This is a genomic window from Polaromonas sp. A23, assembly GCF_002001015.1.
Classification (GTDB): domain Bacteria; phylum Pseudomonadota; class Gammaproteobacteria; order Burkholderiales; family Burkholderiaceae_C; genus Polaromonas.
Window position 1 is genome coordinate 21,179 of sequence record NZ_MUNO01000021.1, and the last position, 15,933, is coordinate 37,111.

Genomic DNA, 15,933 nt, shown 5'->3' on the forward strand with positions numbered 1-15,933 from the left:
TCATACCTTCCGGCCAGTACCTGTGGAAGAACCTACCGGGCTGCCAGCCAGCGCCTTGCGCGCGTTCGCCAGCCGCTCGTCCAGGTAGGCGCCATAAAAATCGACAGACGCCAGGCCGACCAGCCGTTCGGCGACCTCTTGACCCAGGCTGTCCAGAAACAGCACCGTGGGCGTGAAGCCGGCTTTCCATGTCGCAATCTGCACGGCCGCAGTGGTGGCCTTGCCATCAAAGCCGATCAGCGGCGTGCTGCGGTCAGTGATGTTGAGCTGCCAGGCGTGCAGGCCGGCTTCGTTCCGGGCCGGCAGCAGGTAGTTGCGGCGCACCACCTCGCAATACGGGCAGCCCGGCAGGCTGACCAGCAGCACCAGCGGCTCCTTTTTGGCGGCAGCAACTTTTGCGGCAGCGGGCAACGATTCGGGCACGGGCAAGGCCGTGTCCTTGGCAAATGCCAAGGTGGGGATTGCCAAGCCGGGCAGCACCAAACCGCCCACAAGCGCGGCGGTGAAGTGGCGCCGCGGCAGCTGGTTCATGAGGCGCAATCGAGCAGGATTTTTGTCAACGCAGCGGGCTCGCTGATCATCGGGTCGTGGCCGGTTTTAATCTCCACCACTTTCGAGTTGGGCAGCCAGGCACCGTCCCAGAACTTCGCGTCTTTCACGCGCAGGCGGCTCGGCTCAATGGTGGCCAGCGCCGGCTGCGTGCAATTGACGAAAGTGCGCGGCACCGCGGCCACGCGCTGAATGTCAAAGTCCAGCGGCGCCTGGTAAGTGTTGCCCGGGTGCGGCGTTTGTCGGCGCTTCACCCATTCGTGGTCTTCACCTTTCAGGCCGAACACCTCCGGGTCTGGCGGCGGGAAGCTGAAGCGCGTTGAGGCCTGGGCGGCCGACAGGCGTTGCTGCTGCACGGCGGCTGATTGGGTGCTGCTCCAGCTCTCGCCGGGCTTGGGCACCACCGCATCCACATACACCAGGTGTTTCAGCCGCTTGCCCAGCCGGTCAGCCACCGCGGTGCCAATCATGCCGGCGTAAGAGTGCACGGCCAGAATCACATCGTGCAGTTCTTCCACCTCAATGGTGCTGATCACGTCGTCAATGTGCGTGTCGAGCGTGATGGCGGGCGAAAGCAGGTGTGCGCGTTCGGCCAGGCCGGTCAGCGTGACGGCGTAAACCTTGTGGTGGTCAAGTTGCAAGGCCTGCGCCACACGCCGCCAGCACCATGCGCCATGCCAGGCCCCATGCACGAGAACGAAGTTGTGGGTCATCAAATTACCTCTTTGCGTTTCAGGTCAGACAGCTGCGCGTCGGAGTAGTTCAACACGCTGCGCAAAACTTCTTCGGTGTGCTGGCCCAGCAGCGGCGGCGGCAGCCCGCCGTGGCCCGGTGTTCGCACTGGCGTTGCACTGAGTTTGATCGGGCTCGACACCAGCCGCAAGTCATTTTTTACCGGGTGCTGCCACCGGGTGACCATGCCACGCTGTTCCACCTGCGGGTCAGCAAACACTTCCGCCAGGTTGTTGATGGCGCCGCACGGCACCTTGGCCGCCTCCAGCGCGGCCAGCCAGTCGGCCTTGGTGCGCGTTTTCATCACGGTTTCAAGAATGGGCACCAGCTGCGCGCGGTTGCGCACCCGGTCGCGGTTTTTGGCAAACAGCGGGTTAGTGCCCAGCTCGGGAATGTTCGCTGCCTTGCAGAACTTCACATACTGCGAGTCATTGCCCACCGCCACGATGATGTGGTCCTTAGTGCCATCGGCAGCCGGCGCCACTTCAAACACTTGGTAGGGCACGATGTTCTGGTGCGCATTGCCCGCACGCCCCGGCACGCTGCCGCTCACCAGGTAGTTGGCGCCCAGGTTGGCCAGCATGGCCACCTGCGTGTCCAGCAGCGCCATGTCGACCTGCTGGCCCACACCGGTTTTCTCGGCATGGCGCAGTGCAGCAAGAATCGCAACAGTCGCGTACATGCCGGTCATCAAATCAGACACCGCCACACCCACCTTCTGCGGCCCACCGCCCAGGTCGTCCCGCTCGCCCGTCACACTCATCAGCCCGCCCATGCCCTGAATGGCGTAGTCATAACCGGCGCGTTCGGCATAAGGCCCGGTTTGGCCGAAGCCGGTGACCGAGCAATACACCAGCCGCGGGTTGCTGGCTTTGAGCGAGGCATAGTCCAGCCCATAACGCGCCATGTCGCCAACCTTGAAGTTCTCCACAAACACATCGCAATGCGCAGCCAGTTCGCGAACCAGTGCCTGGCCCTCGGGCTTGGCAATGTCACAGGTGAGAGACCGCTTGTTGCGGTTAGTGCCCAGGTAGTAAGCGGCTTCCTGCGTTTCGGCGCCTTGCGCGTCTTTCAGGAAGGGCGGGCCCCAGGTACGGGTGTCGTCGCCGGTGCCCGGCCGTTCGATCTTGATCACGTCGGCGCCCAGGTCGGCCAGCGTCTGTGTACACCAGGGGCCCGCCAGCACGCGGGAGAGGTCGAGGATGCGGATGCCGTCTAGGGAGTTCATGGGGGCATTTTGCCTTGGCGTGCGAGGCAGGCGTCAGCGGGCTGGTCGTGGCTGGTGGCGCCAAAAAGCCACACCTCCTCCGATTGGAGGACGGGCCGAATGCGATGGAGGCCTAGAATTCGCTAGCAGTTGCTGCCGGCTTAGGTGGCCCGATTACAGCGCCACCAAATGAACCCACTTCTGATCGTCTTCTTTTTGGCCGCACTCGCCATCAGTGTCACAACTTCGTTTCTGTCCGGACGGTTCCTAAGAGGCTTATTGCTTCCAATGCTATGTTTCTTGATCTACCTACTTGGTACTTCGGCACATCAAGGAGGCTGGAAGGTTGAAGGGTTCTTGGCAGTGTCGGCATATGCCGTTGCCTTATTGGTCATGCTAGGTTTACCGATTCTCCTTATTTCAGCCTTAGGCGCGGTTTTGGGCGTTGGCCTATCGAAGCGAACGAAAACTGCAACCGGAAGTGAACAATGAAGAAACTTCTTTTGCTGTGCTTCGCATTTCTCGCAATGCACGCCTATGCCTCCCCCGTTGATGGCGAGCCTAGTAAGACTCTGGCTGGTACATGGATGCTTGATGTGAAGGCATCGGAGCAGTCGATGCTTCGTGCACGCCCCTTCCAGAATACGGAAGCGTTCGTGATGATGCCCCCCATGGGGTTGATATTCTTCAAGTTTGAAGGCGACAGGCTCTTGACCGGAAGTTTGCCTGACATAGGGGATGCGGTTGAGTTTCGTCGTGCTGGCGTATCGGGCGGCAAAATAAGCTATGTATCAACTCGCGCCCCAAAGGATGACATCATTCTGGTTTCTGTTCTGGGCGAGAACAAGATAAGCATCACTTACCCCCTGTTCCCTGCGTCTCAGTATTTTTTATGGCAACGCGTCCAGCTGGATCCGAGTAGAAAGACACCGAGTGATTACAGGCCCGAGTTTGATGCCTATGTCGCCATGCTGAAGAATTTATGGGAGGCGTTTGGTTTCTCGAGTGGCTCGCCAGCCGACATCAACAGAAGCGCGCGATAGGTAGATTCAATTCACTCGGGCGCCCTTTGAGTCTGGCTGGCGCACGATGTTCACGAGAAATCAATCGCACTCATGATGCCGTCGCCGAACTCTTCGTGGATCAATTCCTTGATCGTTGTGCCGTAGACACTGAAAATTTCGTGCCAGCGATAGATTGGTGGGTGGGGCGTTTAGAACAACCCCAGACAGTTGTCTAATCACCCGCTATGACTACACAAACATTAACGCCCGAATACTTGCAGGAATGCAGGGCCGCGCTCAGCACAGAGCAAGCGCAATCACTTGCCGAAACCACCAACTGGGCGCATGTCGACAAGGCGCAAGTTCATCTCGATTGGGATGCGCTCTACAAGGAGTTGACGCCTCTGATGCAGCGCCTCTCTCCTTCATCGTCTGAAATTCAGGCAGTGATGGCCCGGCATTACGCCGTGGTCTCCCGGTTTTATGCGCCGTCCAAACAGGCATACATCGGCATGAGTTTGTTCTACCAGGAGAACCAGGCCATGAAGGACTTTCACAACGGATATACCCCAAACATGGTCGAGTTTCTGGCTGAGGCCATGCCAGTTTACGCGCACAGCCATCTTTAGGCTGGCATCTCAATGCCGGGTTGAAGCTGCGCCTATCGACAGCTTCGAACCTGAACCTTAATAAGTCTTGTACGGCAAAAACTTGCCCGACAACACCACATTCACCCGATCCCCCTTGGGATCTGGCTGCCGCACGATGTCCATCGAGAAGTCGATCGCGCTCATGATGCCGTCGCCGAATTCTTCGTGGATCAGTTCCTTGATCGTTGTGCCGTAGACGCTGACGATTTCGTACCACCGGTAGATCAGCGGGTCGGTTGGCACGGGGGTGGGCAGTGAGCCTTTGTAGGGCACAACCTGTAGCCACTTCTGCTCTTCAGCCGTCAGCCCGAAAATTTTGCCGACGACTTTGGCCTGCTTGGCGTCGAAGGTCATCTGGCCCAGGCAGGCGGCGGTTGTCCATTCCTTGCTCAGGCCGACCTTCTTTGCGACTGATTCCCAGGTGATGCCCTTGGACACTTTGACGGTGATGATTTTTTCGGTGATGTCGTTGCGGTTCATGGGTTGTTCTCCGTGTTGTAAGTAGAAAAGTGATGGGTCAAACGGCCACGGGGCGTGGCCAGTGGAATTTGCGGTCGGCCTCTTTGATGGGCACGTCGTTGATGCTGGCTTCGCGGCGGCGCATCAGGCCCAGTTCGTCGAACTCCCACTGCTCGTTGCCGTGGGAGCGGAACCAGAAGCCGGCGTCGTCGTGCCATTCGTATTCGAAGCGGACCGAAATGCGGTTGTCGGTGAAGGCCCAGAGCTCTTTCTTGAGCCGGTAGTCCAGCTCTTTCGCCCACTTGCGTTTCAGAAACTCGCGGATCATGGGCCGGCCCGAGAAGAAATCTGCGCGGTTGCGCCAGACCGAGTCTTCGGTGTAGGCCAGCGCCACGCGGTCGGGGTCGCAGCTGTTCCAGGCGTCTTCGGCCTTCTGCACTTTTTCTTTGGCCGTTTCCAGAGTGAAGGGCGGCAGCGGCGGCCGGGCTTGGGAGGGTGTGTTCATGCGACTGCTTTCAAGGTGACGGAGGCGGGTGCGTCGGCGAGTGCGCCGCGTCCGGGTTCCACCGTGGGTGGGTGCGCCGGCGCCTTGCCGTGCGACAGGTCTTTGGAGCGCGCCACCAGAAAGTCGACCAGGTGGTTGCGCAGCGGGTAGTACTGCGGGTCGTGGTGTACTGTGGCGCGCTGGCGGTCGCGCGGCATGGTGTTGCGCACAATTTCGGCCACGCGGGCCTGCGGGCCGTTGCTCATCAGCAAAATCTTGTCGGCCAGCAACACGGCTTCATCAACGTCGTGCGTGATCATGAAAACCGTTTGCTGCGTTTCGCGCACGATGGCCAGCAACTCGTCCTGGATGGTGCCGCGTGTGAGTGCGTCGAGTGCGCCGAAGGGCTCGTCGAGCAGCAGCATCTTGGGTTCGATGGCGAAGGCGCGCGCAATGCCCACGCGCTGCTTCATGCCGCCTGACAGTGCAGAGGGCTTCTTGTCGATGGCGCCCGACAGGCCGACCAGCGCCACGTATTTCTGCACATGCTCGTTCACCTCTTCCGAGTCCCAGTCCGGCCACTTGGAACGCACGGCAAAGGCGATGTTCTTGCGCACGCTGAGCCAGGGCATGAGCGCGTGGCCCTGGAAGACGACACCGCGCTCCAGGCTGGGGCCGGCGACTTCGCGGCCGTCCATGAAGACGTGGCCGGCGCTGGCTGTCTCCAGCCCCGCCAGCACGTTGAGAATGGTGGTTTTGCCGCAGCCCGAGTGGCCGATGATGCAGACAAACTCGCCGCGCGCAATGCTGAAGTTGACTTCGTCGAACACCGGTTCGGTGGTGCCGGGGTAAGACTTGGCCAGGCCTTCGACCTGCAGAAAGGGCCGGCCGGGGGCGGTGCTGGAAGGGGTGGCCTCATTCAGCATAGGTCACCCACTTCTGCATCTGCGCAAACATCAGGTCCAGCAGCATGCCCATGACGCCGATGACGACGATGGCAAAAATCACGTTGGTCAGCGAGAGGTTGTTCCATTCGTTCCAGACAAAGTAGCCAATGCCGGTGCCGCCTACCAGCATCTCGGCGGCCACAATCACCAGCCAGGCAATGCCCATGGAGATGCGCATGCCGGTCAGGATGGTCGGCGCGGCGGCCGGCAGAATGACGAGAAAGGCTTTGCGCAGCGGTTTGACTTCCAGCGTCTTGGCGACGTTGAGCCATTCACGCTTGACGGCCGATACACCAAAGGCGGTGTTGATCAGCATGGGCCAGACCGAGCAGATGAAAATCACGAAGATGCCCGAGGTCGATGAGTCCTTGATGGTGTAAAGCGCCAGCGGCATCCACGCCAATGGCGAGATGGGTTTGAGCACCTGGATGAAAGGGTCGAGCGCGCGGCACAGCAGCGGCGACATGCCGATCACAAAACCCAGCGGAATCGCCACCAGGCAGGCCAGCAGAAACCCCAGCCCCACACGCGCCAGCGAAAAGCCGAGCTGGATGGCGATGCCCTTGTCGTTCGGCCCGTTGTCATAAAACGGATCGGCCAGATGCCGCCAGGCGGTTTGCCCCATCTGCAGCGGTGTTGGGAAGCCGCCGGTTTTGGCGGTGCCCGGGTCTTTGCCCAGCATCTTCAGGTACTCGGCCTGCTCGGCTGAAACGGCGGGCCCGGCTGCGCCGCCGGTGGCCGGCAGGGTGGCGAGTTGCCACGCTGCCAGAAAAACCAGCAGCAGCAACACCGAGACCAGCGTGGCTTTGAAGTTCAGCGACTTGAACATGTCCACTAGGCCATCTTGTTGATCGTGAAGCTTTTCAGGTATTCATCTGGCTTGGCCGCATCAAACACCTTGCCCATGATGGTGAACTTGGGGTATGCGCCGTCGGGTGCCTTCTGTCCCAGATCGGCCATGCGTTTCTTGGCGTCGGTCAGCAGGAAGACTTTTTCGGCGATCTGCTTGTAGTTGATGTCGCCCTTTACATAGCCCCAGCGTTTCATCTGCGTCAGCATCCACACCGCCATCGATTGCCAGGGGATCGGGTCGAAGTCGGCGCGGTCGGGCACCGTCTTGATATTGCCCAGGCCGTCGGCAAAACGGCCGGTCAGCACCTGCGTCAGCACGGTTTCGGGCTGGTTCAGGTAGGCCTGCGGTGCAATCACCTTGGCAATGAGTTCGCGGTTTTTCGGGTCGCGTGCCATGGCGGCGGCTGTGAGCACCGAACGATACAGCGCAGCAAAGGTATTCGGGTTCTTCTGGATGAACTCGGTGGAAGTGCCGAAGGCGCAGCAGGGGTGGCCGTTCCACAGCTCTTTGGTCAGTAGGTGCAAAAAGCCGATTTCTTCGTACACCGCGCGCTGGTTAAACGGATCGGGGCCAAGGTAGCCGTCGATGTTGCCGGCGCGCAGGTTGGCCACCATCTCGGGCGGCGGCACCACGCGGATCTGGATGTCGGTGTCGGGGTTCAGGCCGGCTTCGGCCACGTAGTAGCGCAGCAGAAAGTTGTGCATGCTGAACTCGAAGGGCACGGCAAACTTGAAGCCCTTCCACATCTTGGGGTCGCGCTTGTCCTTGTGCTTGTTTGCCAGCGTGATGGCTTGGCCGTTGGTGTTCTGGATGGTGGCCACATTCATGGGCACTGGGTTGGAACCCACCCCCATCGAGATGGCCAGCGGCATGGGGCTCAGGAAATGCGTGGCGTCGTATTCCTTGTTGATCATCTTGTCGCGTATCAGCGCCCAGCCGGCGGTCTTGACGACTTCAACATTCAGGCCCTGCTTGCTGTAGAAGCCCAGCGGGTGCGCCATGATCAGCGGTGTGGCGCAGGTGATGGGAATGAAGCCGATCTTCAGATTGGTTTTTTCCAGCTTGCCCTTGTCCTGCGCCATGGCCTGCATGGTGCCGACGGGCAGCACACTGGCAATCGCGGCCATGGCCGTGCCTTTGCCGACGGCGCGCAGAAAGCGGCGGCGCACTTCATCCTGAGGAAATAGTGCCTTGACCAGCGTGGCTTCAATGAATTCATTCGAGTAGGCCTCGAACTCGCTGGTCAGGCTGCGGCTACGCAGCTCTGCAGCGGCGCCATCCGCGTTCATCTCCGGGTGGTGGTCGGCCGGGGCGTGGTCACCGCCGCAGCTGCACTTGAGCATCAGGGGCCGGTCGGCGTCGTAGGGGGAGAAACGGTCGGACATGGCGTGCACCTTTCAGTTGAAGATGCGGCCATCCATGCAAGCGACGCGCCACTCCGCCCTGCAGAATGGGCTTTTGCCTTATTTAGGAGTGGCCTGAATGACGGCTTGTAGGGCGAGCACTACACGCGAGCAGCAAGCGCTCAGGGTTTATGCGGGTTTTTACGAGCCTGAAGGCGTTTTGCTGTGGCGCTCGGCATACAGCGCCAGTTCCACGTCGTTCTTGGTGCCGGTTTTTTCGAGGATGCGCAGGCGGTAAGTGCTGACGGTGTTGGACGCCAGGCCGAGCTGTGCACCAATTTCGCCCACAGACTTGCCGGCCGTCAGCAGGCGAAACACCTGGTGCTCCCGGTGCGAGAGCGCTTCGGCACCGCTGCGCACGCCAGTACTGCCCACGGCGCTGGCCAGCGCCTCGGCGGCGACGGCAGACACATACAGTCCGCCGCTGGCCACCTTGCGCACCGCAGCAATCATGTCGTCAGGGTTGGCGCTTTTGTTCAGGTAGCCGGCGGCGCCCAGCTTGATGCAGCGCACGGCGTACTGCTTTTCGGGGTAGGTGCTGAGCATCAACACCGGCAGGCGCGGCCAGTTTTTCTTGAGCTCCTGCAGCACGTCCATGCCGTCGCGGTCAGGCAGGGCAATGTCGAGCAGCACCGCGCTCAGGCCTTCGTGGCCGCCCAGCGCCTCGACGCGCTGCAACACCTCGGGGCCGGTTTCTGCTTCGGCCACCACCGCAATCTCGGGCGCGTCGGCCAGCACCTGCTTGAGCCCTTCGCGAACAATGCGGTGGTCGTCGCCGATCAGGATGTTGAGAGTGGTCATGATCTCGATGCTATGATTTTTGTAGCTGTATGCGCAGATGGAACGTGGACCCATGGCCGATTTGGCTTGTAATTTCCAGCGTGCCGCCCAAATGCCGCGCACGTTCGCGCATGCCCATCACACCGTAGGCATTGGCCGCTTCAAAAGCGCGCGGTTCGGCGCCACAACCGTTGTCCTGCACGCTGATGCTTATTTCTTCTGCCGTGGCGCGTATGGTGATGGCCACCTGGCTGGCGCGCGCATGGCGGCCCACGTTGCTGAGCATTTCCTGGAAGATGCGAAAGACGGCAATGGCCGAGGTTTCGGGCAATGGCGCGGCTTCGGCTATCTCCATCTGCCAGTCGAGCGCCAGCTCGGCCGATTGCACAAACTCGTGCGCCTGCCAGTCCAGCGCGGCCCACAGGCCCTGATGGTCCAGGATGCTGGGCCGCAGGTCGGTGATGATGCGGCCCACGTTGTCCACCGCGGCTTCAATCAGCCGGCTCATGTTCTGGCATTTGCTGCGCATGGTGTCGCGCATGGCCTGGGCCTCGTCGCTGGAGCGCTGCGGCTGCTCGCCCAGGCGCTTGTCCAGCCAGCCCACGTCCATCTTCAGCGCCACCAGCAGGCTGCCGAGTTCGTCATGCACCTCGCGCGCGATGCGGGTGCGCTCTTCCTCGCGCACGGTGTGGGTGTAGGCCGAGAGTTCGCGCAGCTGCTGCAGCGCTTCAGACAGCGCCTGTGTGCGTTCGCTGACGCGTTGTTCCAGCACGGCATGCGCCTGGCGCAAGGCGTCTTCAGCCTGGCGGCGCGCCGAGATGTCGACGAAGGTGACCACCGCGCCCTGCACCACGCCGCCATCGACGATGGGGTATGACGAATACTCAACCGGAAAGGCGCTGCCGTTCTTGCGCCAGAACAGCTCGGTGTCTATGCGGCAGGGCAGGGCCTTGCGGAAGGCGTTGAAGATGGGGCACAGGTGTTCGGGGTAATGGCCACCATCGGCATGGCTGTGGTGCGCCAGCTCATGCATGTTGTGGCCCAGCACGTCGGCCGGCGCATAGCCCAACTGCTCGGCGCCGGCGCGGTTGATGAAGGTGCAGCGGCCGTCCATGTCGATGCCAAAAATGCCTTCGCCTGTGGACTCCAGCAGCTGCGACAGCTTGTCGCGCCAGACCGGCTGGTCTGCGCCGGGCAGGTGCACGGCGGCGGTGGGCGAGGCAGTTTCTGCATGCATGCCGGGCATGCAGCAAACATCGTGCCCAGCTTGGTGCGCCTGCGGGCCGGGCCGAGCCCGATTTGCGCGCCAAAACGGTGCAATGCTGGGTCGACCGGCCCGTTTGCCCCAAAACAGGCTCATTTTTCGAATGCCTGTAAAGTCAGAGGCTCCCCTCCCTACACAACCATGGCGCCGGCTTCCACTTTCCGCATTTTTCTGACCTCTTGCCTCACCGCGGCTTGCCTGTTTCTGGCGGCCTGCAACCCGACCTTTAACTGGCGCGAGGTCAGGCCGGACAACACGGCCCTGTCGTTGCTGTTGCCGTGCAAACCCGACAAGGCAACACGCAGCGTGCCGATGGGCGGACAACCGACAGAACTGGCCATGCTGGGCTGCGAAACCAGCGGCGCCACCTTTGCCATCGCAACCGCCACGGTGAAAGACGCCAGCCAGGTGGCTGTGGTGTTGAGCGGCTGGCAGGCGGCAACGCTGGCCAACATGAAGGCCACTGGGGCCGGTGAAACAACGCCGCTGAAGGTGCCTGGCGCATCGGTGCAACCACCCGCTGTGGTGGTACGCGCCGAAGGCCGGCGTGCTGACGGCAGCGCGGTGCAAAGCCAGGCGGCGTATTTTGCGCACGGTGCGCAGGTGTTTCAGGCGGTGATTTATGCCGACAAAATTTCGCCTGAAGTGAGGGAAACCTTTTTCTCCAGCCTCAAGCTGGACGCCGGGAGTGCCCGTCCATGAGCAGGGTTCAGCGCGCGGCGCCGCTCTCGACCACCGCAGATGCCTCGGGGCTGCTCCCCCGGAAGGCCGCGATTGTGGTGTTTCTCGCCTTTGCCGCAGCTTATTTCTGCTCCACGCTGGTACGCGCCATCACCGCCACCCTGGCGCCGGTGCTGACGCAGGAGTTCTCGCTGCATGCGCGTGACCTGGGGCTGCTGGCCGGCGGCTACTTTCTGGGTTTTGCAGCCACGCAGTTGCCGCTGGGCACCTGGCTGGACCGGCATGGCCCCAAGCGCGTCATCCTTTGTTTTCTGAGCCTGGCGGTGCTGGCCTGCCTGGCTTTTTCGGCGGCCACCAGTTTTACCTGGATGTTGCTTTCGCGGGTGATGCTGGGCATGGGTGTCAGCGCCTGCCTGATGGCGCCCCTCACCGGCTACCGCCGCTGGTTTGACGCAGGTACCTTGCTGCGCGCCAATTCATGGATGCTGATGACCGGCTCGCTGGGCATGCTGGCCTCTACGCTGCCGGTGCAGTGGTTGATGCCGCTAACCGGCTGGCGCCCGCTGTTCTGGATTCTGGCGGGGTTGATTTTGTTGTCGATGCTGGCGATTGCCTGGGTGGTCCCCTCGTGGCATGGCTCGGCCCCTGCTGCTGTTACGCCAGCTCAACAAGCCAGCTACAGCCAGGTTTGGCGCAGCCGCTATTTCCAGAAAATGGCGCCGCTGGCTTTTTTCAACTATGGCGGCCTCCTGGCCATCCAGACTTTGTGGGCCGGCCCTTGGATGATCCGGGTGGGGGGCTACACGCCGCTGGAAGCGGCCACCGGCTTGTTCTGGATCAATGCCGCCATGTTGCTGACTTTCTGGGCCTGGGGCCTGGTCAACCCATGGTTGTCGCAGCACGGCTGGAGCGCCAACCGGCTGATCACCTGGGGCGTGCCGGTCAGCCTGACGGTGCTGGCGCTCAATATCGCCGCCGGCCCGGCCACGGGTTGGGTCGGCTGGGCGCTGTTTTGCATGGGCACCAGCGTGATGGGCCTGGCCCAGCCGGCCGTGGGCATGGCGTTTCCGCAGGCGCTGGCGGGGCGCGCCCTGTCGGCCTACAACCTGGTGATATTTGCCGGTGTGTTTGTCGTGCAGTGGGGCATCGGCCTGCTGATTGATGCTTTCCTGGCCATGGGGCTGAGCCGCGTGGCGAGCTTTCAGGCGGCGCTGGGCGTGTTTTTTTGTTGTTGTATCGCATCGTATGCCTTCTTCCACGGCGCCAAAGCAGACCCGGCCCCCGCCACCGCCGATAATTCATAGCAATGAACGGCATTCTCATCATCGCCCACGCACCATTGGCTTCGGCCTTGAGGCAATGTGTTCTCCATGTGTTCCCCGACAACCCGGCCAGCGTGGCCGCGCTGGACGTGCAGCCCAACATGCCGCCGGAAGAAACCCTGGCGCAGGCGCGCATCGTGTTCCAGCAAATGGGCACTTCGCACGCGCTGGTGCTGGCCGACGTGTTTGGCGCCACGCCCTGCAATGTGGCCCAGAAGCTGGTTGACGGCGTGCATTCCAAACTGATCACCGGCGTCAACCTGCCCATGCTGCTGCGCACCGTGTCTTACCGCCACGAACCGCTGGATTCGCTGGTGGCACGCGCCGTGCTGGGTGGCACACAGGGGGTGATGCAGGTAGCCATCACCGCTCCGCAGAATCAAGCTCGCAGAAAAAATGATCAAGACCACAACGACCATCAGCAATAAGCTCGGGCTGCACGCACGTGCCTCGGCCAAGCTCACCAAACTTGCCGGCAGCTTTGCCTGCGATGTCTGGGTGTCCAAAGGCGAGCGCCGCGTCAACGCCAAAAGCATCATGGGCGTGATGATGCTGGCCGCCGGCATTGGCAGCGTGGTTGATATCGAAACCGACGGTGCTGACGAGCAGGCAGCGATGGACGGGATCCTGGCCTTGATCGCCGATAAATTCGGTGAAGGTGAATAAATGGCCCCACGGTCGCGTACTAATGGGTTTTCAGGCCAGTCCGAGCCGCGGAACCGGCTTTGCCGGGCCGCAGGCGGGGCGGCCCCCTCGGGGGGCAGCGTAGTACACGCAGTGACAAGCGTGGGGGCCATGCTGTGACTTTCAGCGTTCATGGCCTGGCCGTTTCGCGCGGCATTGCCATTGGCCGGGCGGTGCTGGTGGCGTCCAGCCGTGCCGACGTGGCGCACTATTTCATTGACGCTTCCAAAACTGCGGAAGAAATCCAGCGGCTGCGCGTGGCGCGCGACGCGGTGGCTGAAGAAATTGCCCGCGTGCAGCGTGACCTGCCCAAAGACGCGCCGCATGAGCTGTCGGCGCTGCTCGACGTGCACCTGATGCTGCTGCAGGACGAACAGCTGACCAGCGGCGTCAAGCACTGGATCAAGGACCGGCTGTACAACGCCGAGTGGGCGCTGACCACGCAGTACGAGATCATTGCGCGCCAGTTCGACGACATGGAAGACGAGTACCTGCGCGAGCGCAAGGCCGACCTGGAGCAGGTGGTCGAACGTATTCTGGGTTTCATGAAAGGCGTGGCTTCGCCGGTGCTGCCGGCCGCGCAGGCCGCTGCCAGCCGCCAGCCGCGCCAGCAGGACCTGCTGCTGGACGACACCATGGACGTACCGCTGGTGCTGGTTGCGCACGACATCTCGCCGGCGGACATGCTGCAGTTCAAAAAGAGCCTGTTTGTCGGTTTTGCGACCGACGTGGGCGGCAAGACCTCGCACACGGCCATCGTGGCGCGCAGCCTGGACATACCGGCCGTGGTGGGTGCGCGCAGCGCCAGCCAGCTGATTGAGCAGGACGACTGGGTCATCATCGACGGCGATGCGGGCGTGCTCATCGTGGACCCTTCGCCCATCATCCTGGCCGAATACGGCTTCAAGCAGCGCCAGGGCGAGCTGGAGCGCCAGCGCCTGAACCGGCTCAAACACACAGCGGCAATCACGCTGGACGGCCAGAAAGTTGAGCTGCTGGCCAACATTGAAATGCCCGACGACACTGCCGGTGCGGTGGAGGTGGGCGCGGTGGGCGTGGGCCTGTTCCGCAGCGAGTTTTTGTTCATGGGCCGCACCGGCAAGCTGCCCGACGAGCAGGAGCAATACCTGGCCTACCGCAAGGCGGTGGAAGGCATGCAGGGCCTGCCCGTGACCATTCGCACGGTGGACATCGGCGCCGACAAACCGCTGGACAGGCTGGCCGGCAAGACGCAGGAAGGGCAGCTGAACCCGGCGCTGGGCCTGCGCGCGATCCGCTGGAGCCTGGCCGACCCGCCCATGTTTCTGACGCAGTTGCGCGCCATTTTGCGGGCGGCGGCGCACGGCCGGGTCAACCTGCTGGTACCCATGCTGGCCCACGGTCGCGAGATCCGCCAGACGCTGTCGCTGCTCGACCATGCCCGCGCCGAACTCGACAACAAGGGCGTGGCCTATGGGCCGGTACGGCTGGGCGCGATGATCGAAATCCCCGCGGCTGCGCTGACGCTCAAGCTGTTCCTGAAGTACTTCGACTTCCTGTCCATCGGCACCAACGATTTGATTCAGTACACACTGGCGATCGACCGGGCCGACGAAGCCGTTTCGCATCTGTACGACCCCTGCCATCCGGCGGTGCTGCGGCTGATTGCCGACACCATTGCTGAATGCAATGCGCAGGGCAAGGGCGTCAGCGTCTGCGGCGAGATGGCCGGCGACGTGACCATGACGCGCCTGCTGCTGGGCTTGGGCCTGCGCAGCTTCTCGATGCACCCGTCGCAGATCCTGGCCGTCAAGCAGCAGGTGTTGCGGGCGGATGCTGGCAAGCTGGAGCGGTGGGCGCAGGAAGTGCTGGCCAGTGAAGAGCCGGCTGCGCTTCTGTAGTTTCTCCTTTCTTTTGCTATTTAATTTGTAGCTGCTGGCGCCCGTGGGATAAGGGGTTTGGCGCTGTTTCTTATAAAATTTTTGGTTGTTGGGTCTAAATGGGGCGGGCTTGTGGGTGAATTTGGCCTTTTGCCCTTGTTGCGCGGGTGCGAGTAGCTACTGAATTCATAGCAAAACTCCTCTGACCTTGTCGCTCTGATCTGTCATCCCGGACTTGATCCGGGATCCATGCAGGCGATCCTCCAACGCCGTTCGGGCTGAGCCTGTCGAAGCCGTCTTTGCTTCCAACGTTCGTGGTGCGCCTGCAAGCCGGGTCTCGCCCCGGCGGGCGAGGCACTTTGTCTTTGCTTCGCCAAAGAAAAGTACCCAAAAGAAAGGCGACCCGATGGTCTGGGTCCCTGCGCTTCGCTACGGGCAACCTGCGGTGCTCGCCGAAAGCGGGGTCGAGCTCGAACTCGCCTTCGGCTCAGACAATCGCTCGCCCTGATCCGCTTTCGGCTGCGCTCCTCGGCCCAGCCCGACGGGTGGGGGAACGGATACGGAAAACCAATACCAATTCGGGGAGGCGAGGACGCGCTTTGCGCGACCTCGCCGGAGCCCGGCTGCGTACCCGAATCCGCTCCCGCTTTCATCCCCCACCCTTCTGTATGCGCCGAGGAGCGGAGGTCCAGACGGATCAGGACGGGCGATTGTCTGAGCGTAGCGAGTTCGAGCCCGGCCCCGGCTGGACCGAGCACCGCAGGCTGCCCGGAGCGAAGCGCAGGGACGCAGACAGCAGGGTCGCCTTTTTCTTTGCTTACTTTCTTTTTGGCGACGCAAAAAGAAAGTGAGTTGCCGCCGGGCAACCCCCGGCTTGTTGGAAGACCCACAGCCGCACAAGCTTGCACAGGCTTCGACCCTTCGACAAGCTCAGGACACGTCAAGCCCAACCTGAACGGAACTTCAGAGCAGTGCGCAGCGTGACGCCGGATTAACTTCGACCGGACGAAACAAAGCGAAACACACCGCAACCCCACTGAAACCCCCACCACCCC

The 15,933-nt window shown here is 62.0% G+C and carries 17 protein-coding genes and 1 pseudogene; 7 read left to right on the forward strand and 11 right to left on the reverse strand.

Annotated elements, in window-relative coordinates; translation table 11 throughout:
- Genes B0B52_RS11235 through B0B52_RS11245 form a run of 3 tightly spaced genes read right to left on the reverse strand, consistent with a single transcriptional unit; the run spans position 1 to position 2,509 of the window.
- Complete coding sequence (locus B0B52_RS11235; RefSeq protein WP_077593735.1) at positions 1-531, reverse strand: hypothetical protein; 531 nt, start codon at positions 529-531, stop codon at positions 1-3.
- The gene (locus tag B0B52_RS11240) at positions 528-1,262 is read right to left on the reverse strand and encodes an alpha/beta fold hydrolase (protein ID WP_077593736.1); all 735 of its coding nucleotides are present in this window, start codon (positions 1,260-1,262) and stop codon (positions 528-530) included. The genes B0B52_RS11235 and B0B52_RS11240 overlap by 4 nt, the downstream gene beginning before the upstream one ends.
- Entirely contained in the window at positions 1,262-2,509 is a 1,248-nt protein-coding gene (locus tag B0B52_RS11245) for a CaiB/BaiF CoA-transferase family protein (RefSeq protein WP_077593737.1), read from the reverse strand. Before B0B52_RS11245 ends, B0B52_RS11240 begins: the two co-directional genes overlap by 1 nt.
- 467 nt (positions 2,510-2,976) lie before the next feature.
- On the opposite strand from B0B52_RS11245, the gene B0B52_RS11250 reads away from it, so the two are divergent.
- On the forward strand, positions 2,977-3,531 hold the full coding sequence (locus B0B52_RS11250; protein ID WP_077593738.1) for a hypothetical protein: 555 nt from the start codon (positions 2,977-2,979) through the stop codon (positions 3,529-3,531).
- A 6-nt stretch (positions 3,532-3,537) separates the two neighbouring features.
- On the opposite strand, the pseudogene B0B52_RS11255 reads toward B0B52_RS11250, so the two are convergent.
- Positions 3,538-3,692: pseudogene (locus tag B0B52_RS11255) on the reverse strand (cyanate hydratase); the annotation flags it as partial.
- Between the two features lie 45 nt (positions 3,693-3,737).
- On the opposite strand from B0B52_RS11255, the gene B0B52_RS11260 reads away from it, so the two are divergent.
- A complete protein-coding gene (locus tag B0B52_RS11260; protein ID WP_077593739.1) occupies positions 3,738-4,121 on the forward strand; it encodes a TipAS antibiotic-recognition domain-containing protein in 384 nt (127 codons plus the stop codon).
- Between the two features lie 57 nt (positions 4,122-4,178).
- On the opposite strand, the gene cynS is transcribed toward B0B52_RS11260, so the two are convergent.
- From cynS to B0B52_RS11295, 7 genes are all read right to left on the reverse strand, one after another.
- Positions 4,179-4,622: a cyanase gene (gene cynS / locus B0B52_RS11265; protein ID WP_077593740.1), complete on the reverse strand. Its 444-nt coding sequence runs from the start codon at positions 4,620-4,622 to the stop codon at positions 4,179-4,181.
- A gap of 37 nt (positions 4,623-4,659) precedes the next feature.
- On the reverse strand, positions 4,660-5,106 hold the full coding sequence (locus B0B52_RS11270; RefSeq protein WP_077593741.1) for a nuclear transport factor 2 family protein: 447 nt from the start codon (positions 5,104-5,106) through the stop codon (positions 4,660-4,662).
- On the reverse strand, positions 5,103-6,011 hold the full coding sequence (locus B0B52_RS11275) for an ABC transporter ATP-binding protein (protein ID WP_077593742.1): 909 nt from the start codon (positions 6,009-6,011) through the stop codon (positions 5,103-5,105). The genes B0B52_RS11270 and B0B52_RS11275 overlap by 4 nt, the downstream gene beginning before the upstream one ends.
- Positions 6,001-6,861 (reverse strand): nitrate ABC transporter permease, encoded by an 861-nt coding sequence (gene ntrB, locus B0B52_RS11280; RefSeq protein ID WP_077593752.1) that lies wholly within the window; start codon positions 6,859-6,861, stop codon positions 6,001-6,003. Before ntrB ends, B0B52_RS11275 begins: the two co-directional genes overlap by 11 nt.
- Before the next feature lie 5 nt (positions 6,862-6,866).
- On the reverse strand, positions 6,867-8,270 hold the full coding sequence (locus B0B52_RS11285; RefSeq protein WP_077593743.1) for a CmpA/NrtA family ABC transporter substrate-binding protein: 1,404 nt from the start codon (positions 8,268-8,270) through the stop codon (positions 6,867-6,869).
- Positions 8,271-8,429: 159 nt separating this feature from the next.
- Positions 8,430-9,089 (reverse strand): response regulator transcription factor, encoded by a 660-nt coding sequence (locus B0B52_RS11290; RefSeq protein ID WP_077593753.1) that lies wholly within the window; start codon positions 9,087-9,089, stop codon positions 8,430-8,432.
- Between the two features lie 10 nt (positions 9,090-9,099).
- The gene (locus B0B52_RS11295) at positions 9,100-10,305 is read right to left on the reverse strand and encodes a PAS domain-containing sensor histidine kinase (protein WP_139351902.1); all 1,206 of its coding nucleotides are present in this window, start codon (positions 10,303-10,305) and stop codon (positions 9,100-9,102) included.
- Between the two features lie 168 nt (positions 10,306-10,473).
- Here B0B52_RS11295 and B0B52_RS11300 point away from each other — a divergent pair, with 168 nt between their 5' ends.
- From B0B52_RS11300 to ptsP, 5 genes are all read left to right on the forward strand, one after another.
- Positions 10,474-11,034, forward strand: a complete 561-nt coding sequence (locus B0B52_RS11300) for a hypothetical protein (protein ID WP_077593744.1) — start codon at positions 10,474-10,476, stop codon at positions 11,032-11,034.
- Positions 11,031-12,317 carry an MFS transporter gene (locus tag B0B52_RS11305; RefSeq protein ID WP_077593745.1) on the forward strand — a complete coding sequence of 429 codons (1,287 nt, stop codon included), beginning with the start codon at positions 11,031-11,033 and terminating at the stop codon, positions 12,315-12,317. The genes B0B52_RS11300 and B0B52_RS11305 overlap by 4 nt, the downstream gene beginning before the upstream one ends.
- Positions 12,318-12,319: 2 nt before the next feature.
- Complete coding sequence (locus B0B52_RS11310) at positions 12,320-12,763, forward strand: PTS sugar transporter subunit IIA (RefSeq protein WP_077593746.1); 444 nt, start codon at positions 12,320-12,322, stop codon at positions 12,761-12,763.
- Positions 12,732-13,001, forward strand: a complete 270-nt coding sequence (locus B0B52_RS11315; protein WP_077593747.1) for an HPr family phosphocarrier protein — start codon at positions 12,732-12,734, stop codon at positions 12,999-13,001. Before B0B52_RS11310 ends, B0B52_RS11315 begins: the two co-directional genes overlap by 32 nt.
- Positions 13,002-13,135: 134 nt before the next feature.
- Positions 13,136-14,899: a phosphoenolpyruvate--protein phosphotransferase gene (ptsP, locus tag B0B52_RS11320; RefSeq protein ID WP_077593748.1), complete on the forward strand. Its 1,764-nt coding sequence runs from the start codon at positions 13,136-13,138 to the stop codon at positions 14,897-14,899.
- Positions 14,900-15,933: the final 1,034 nt, after the last annotated feature.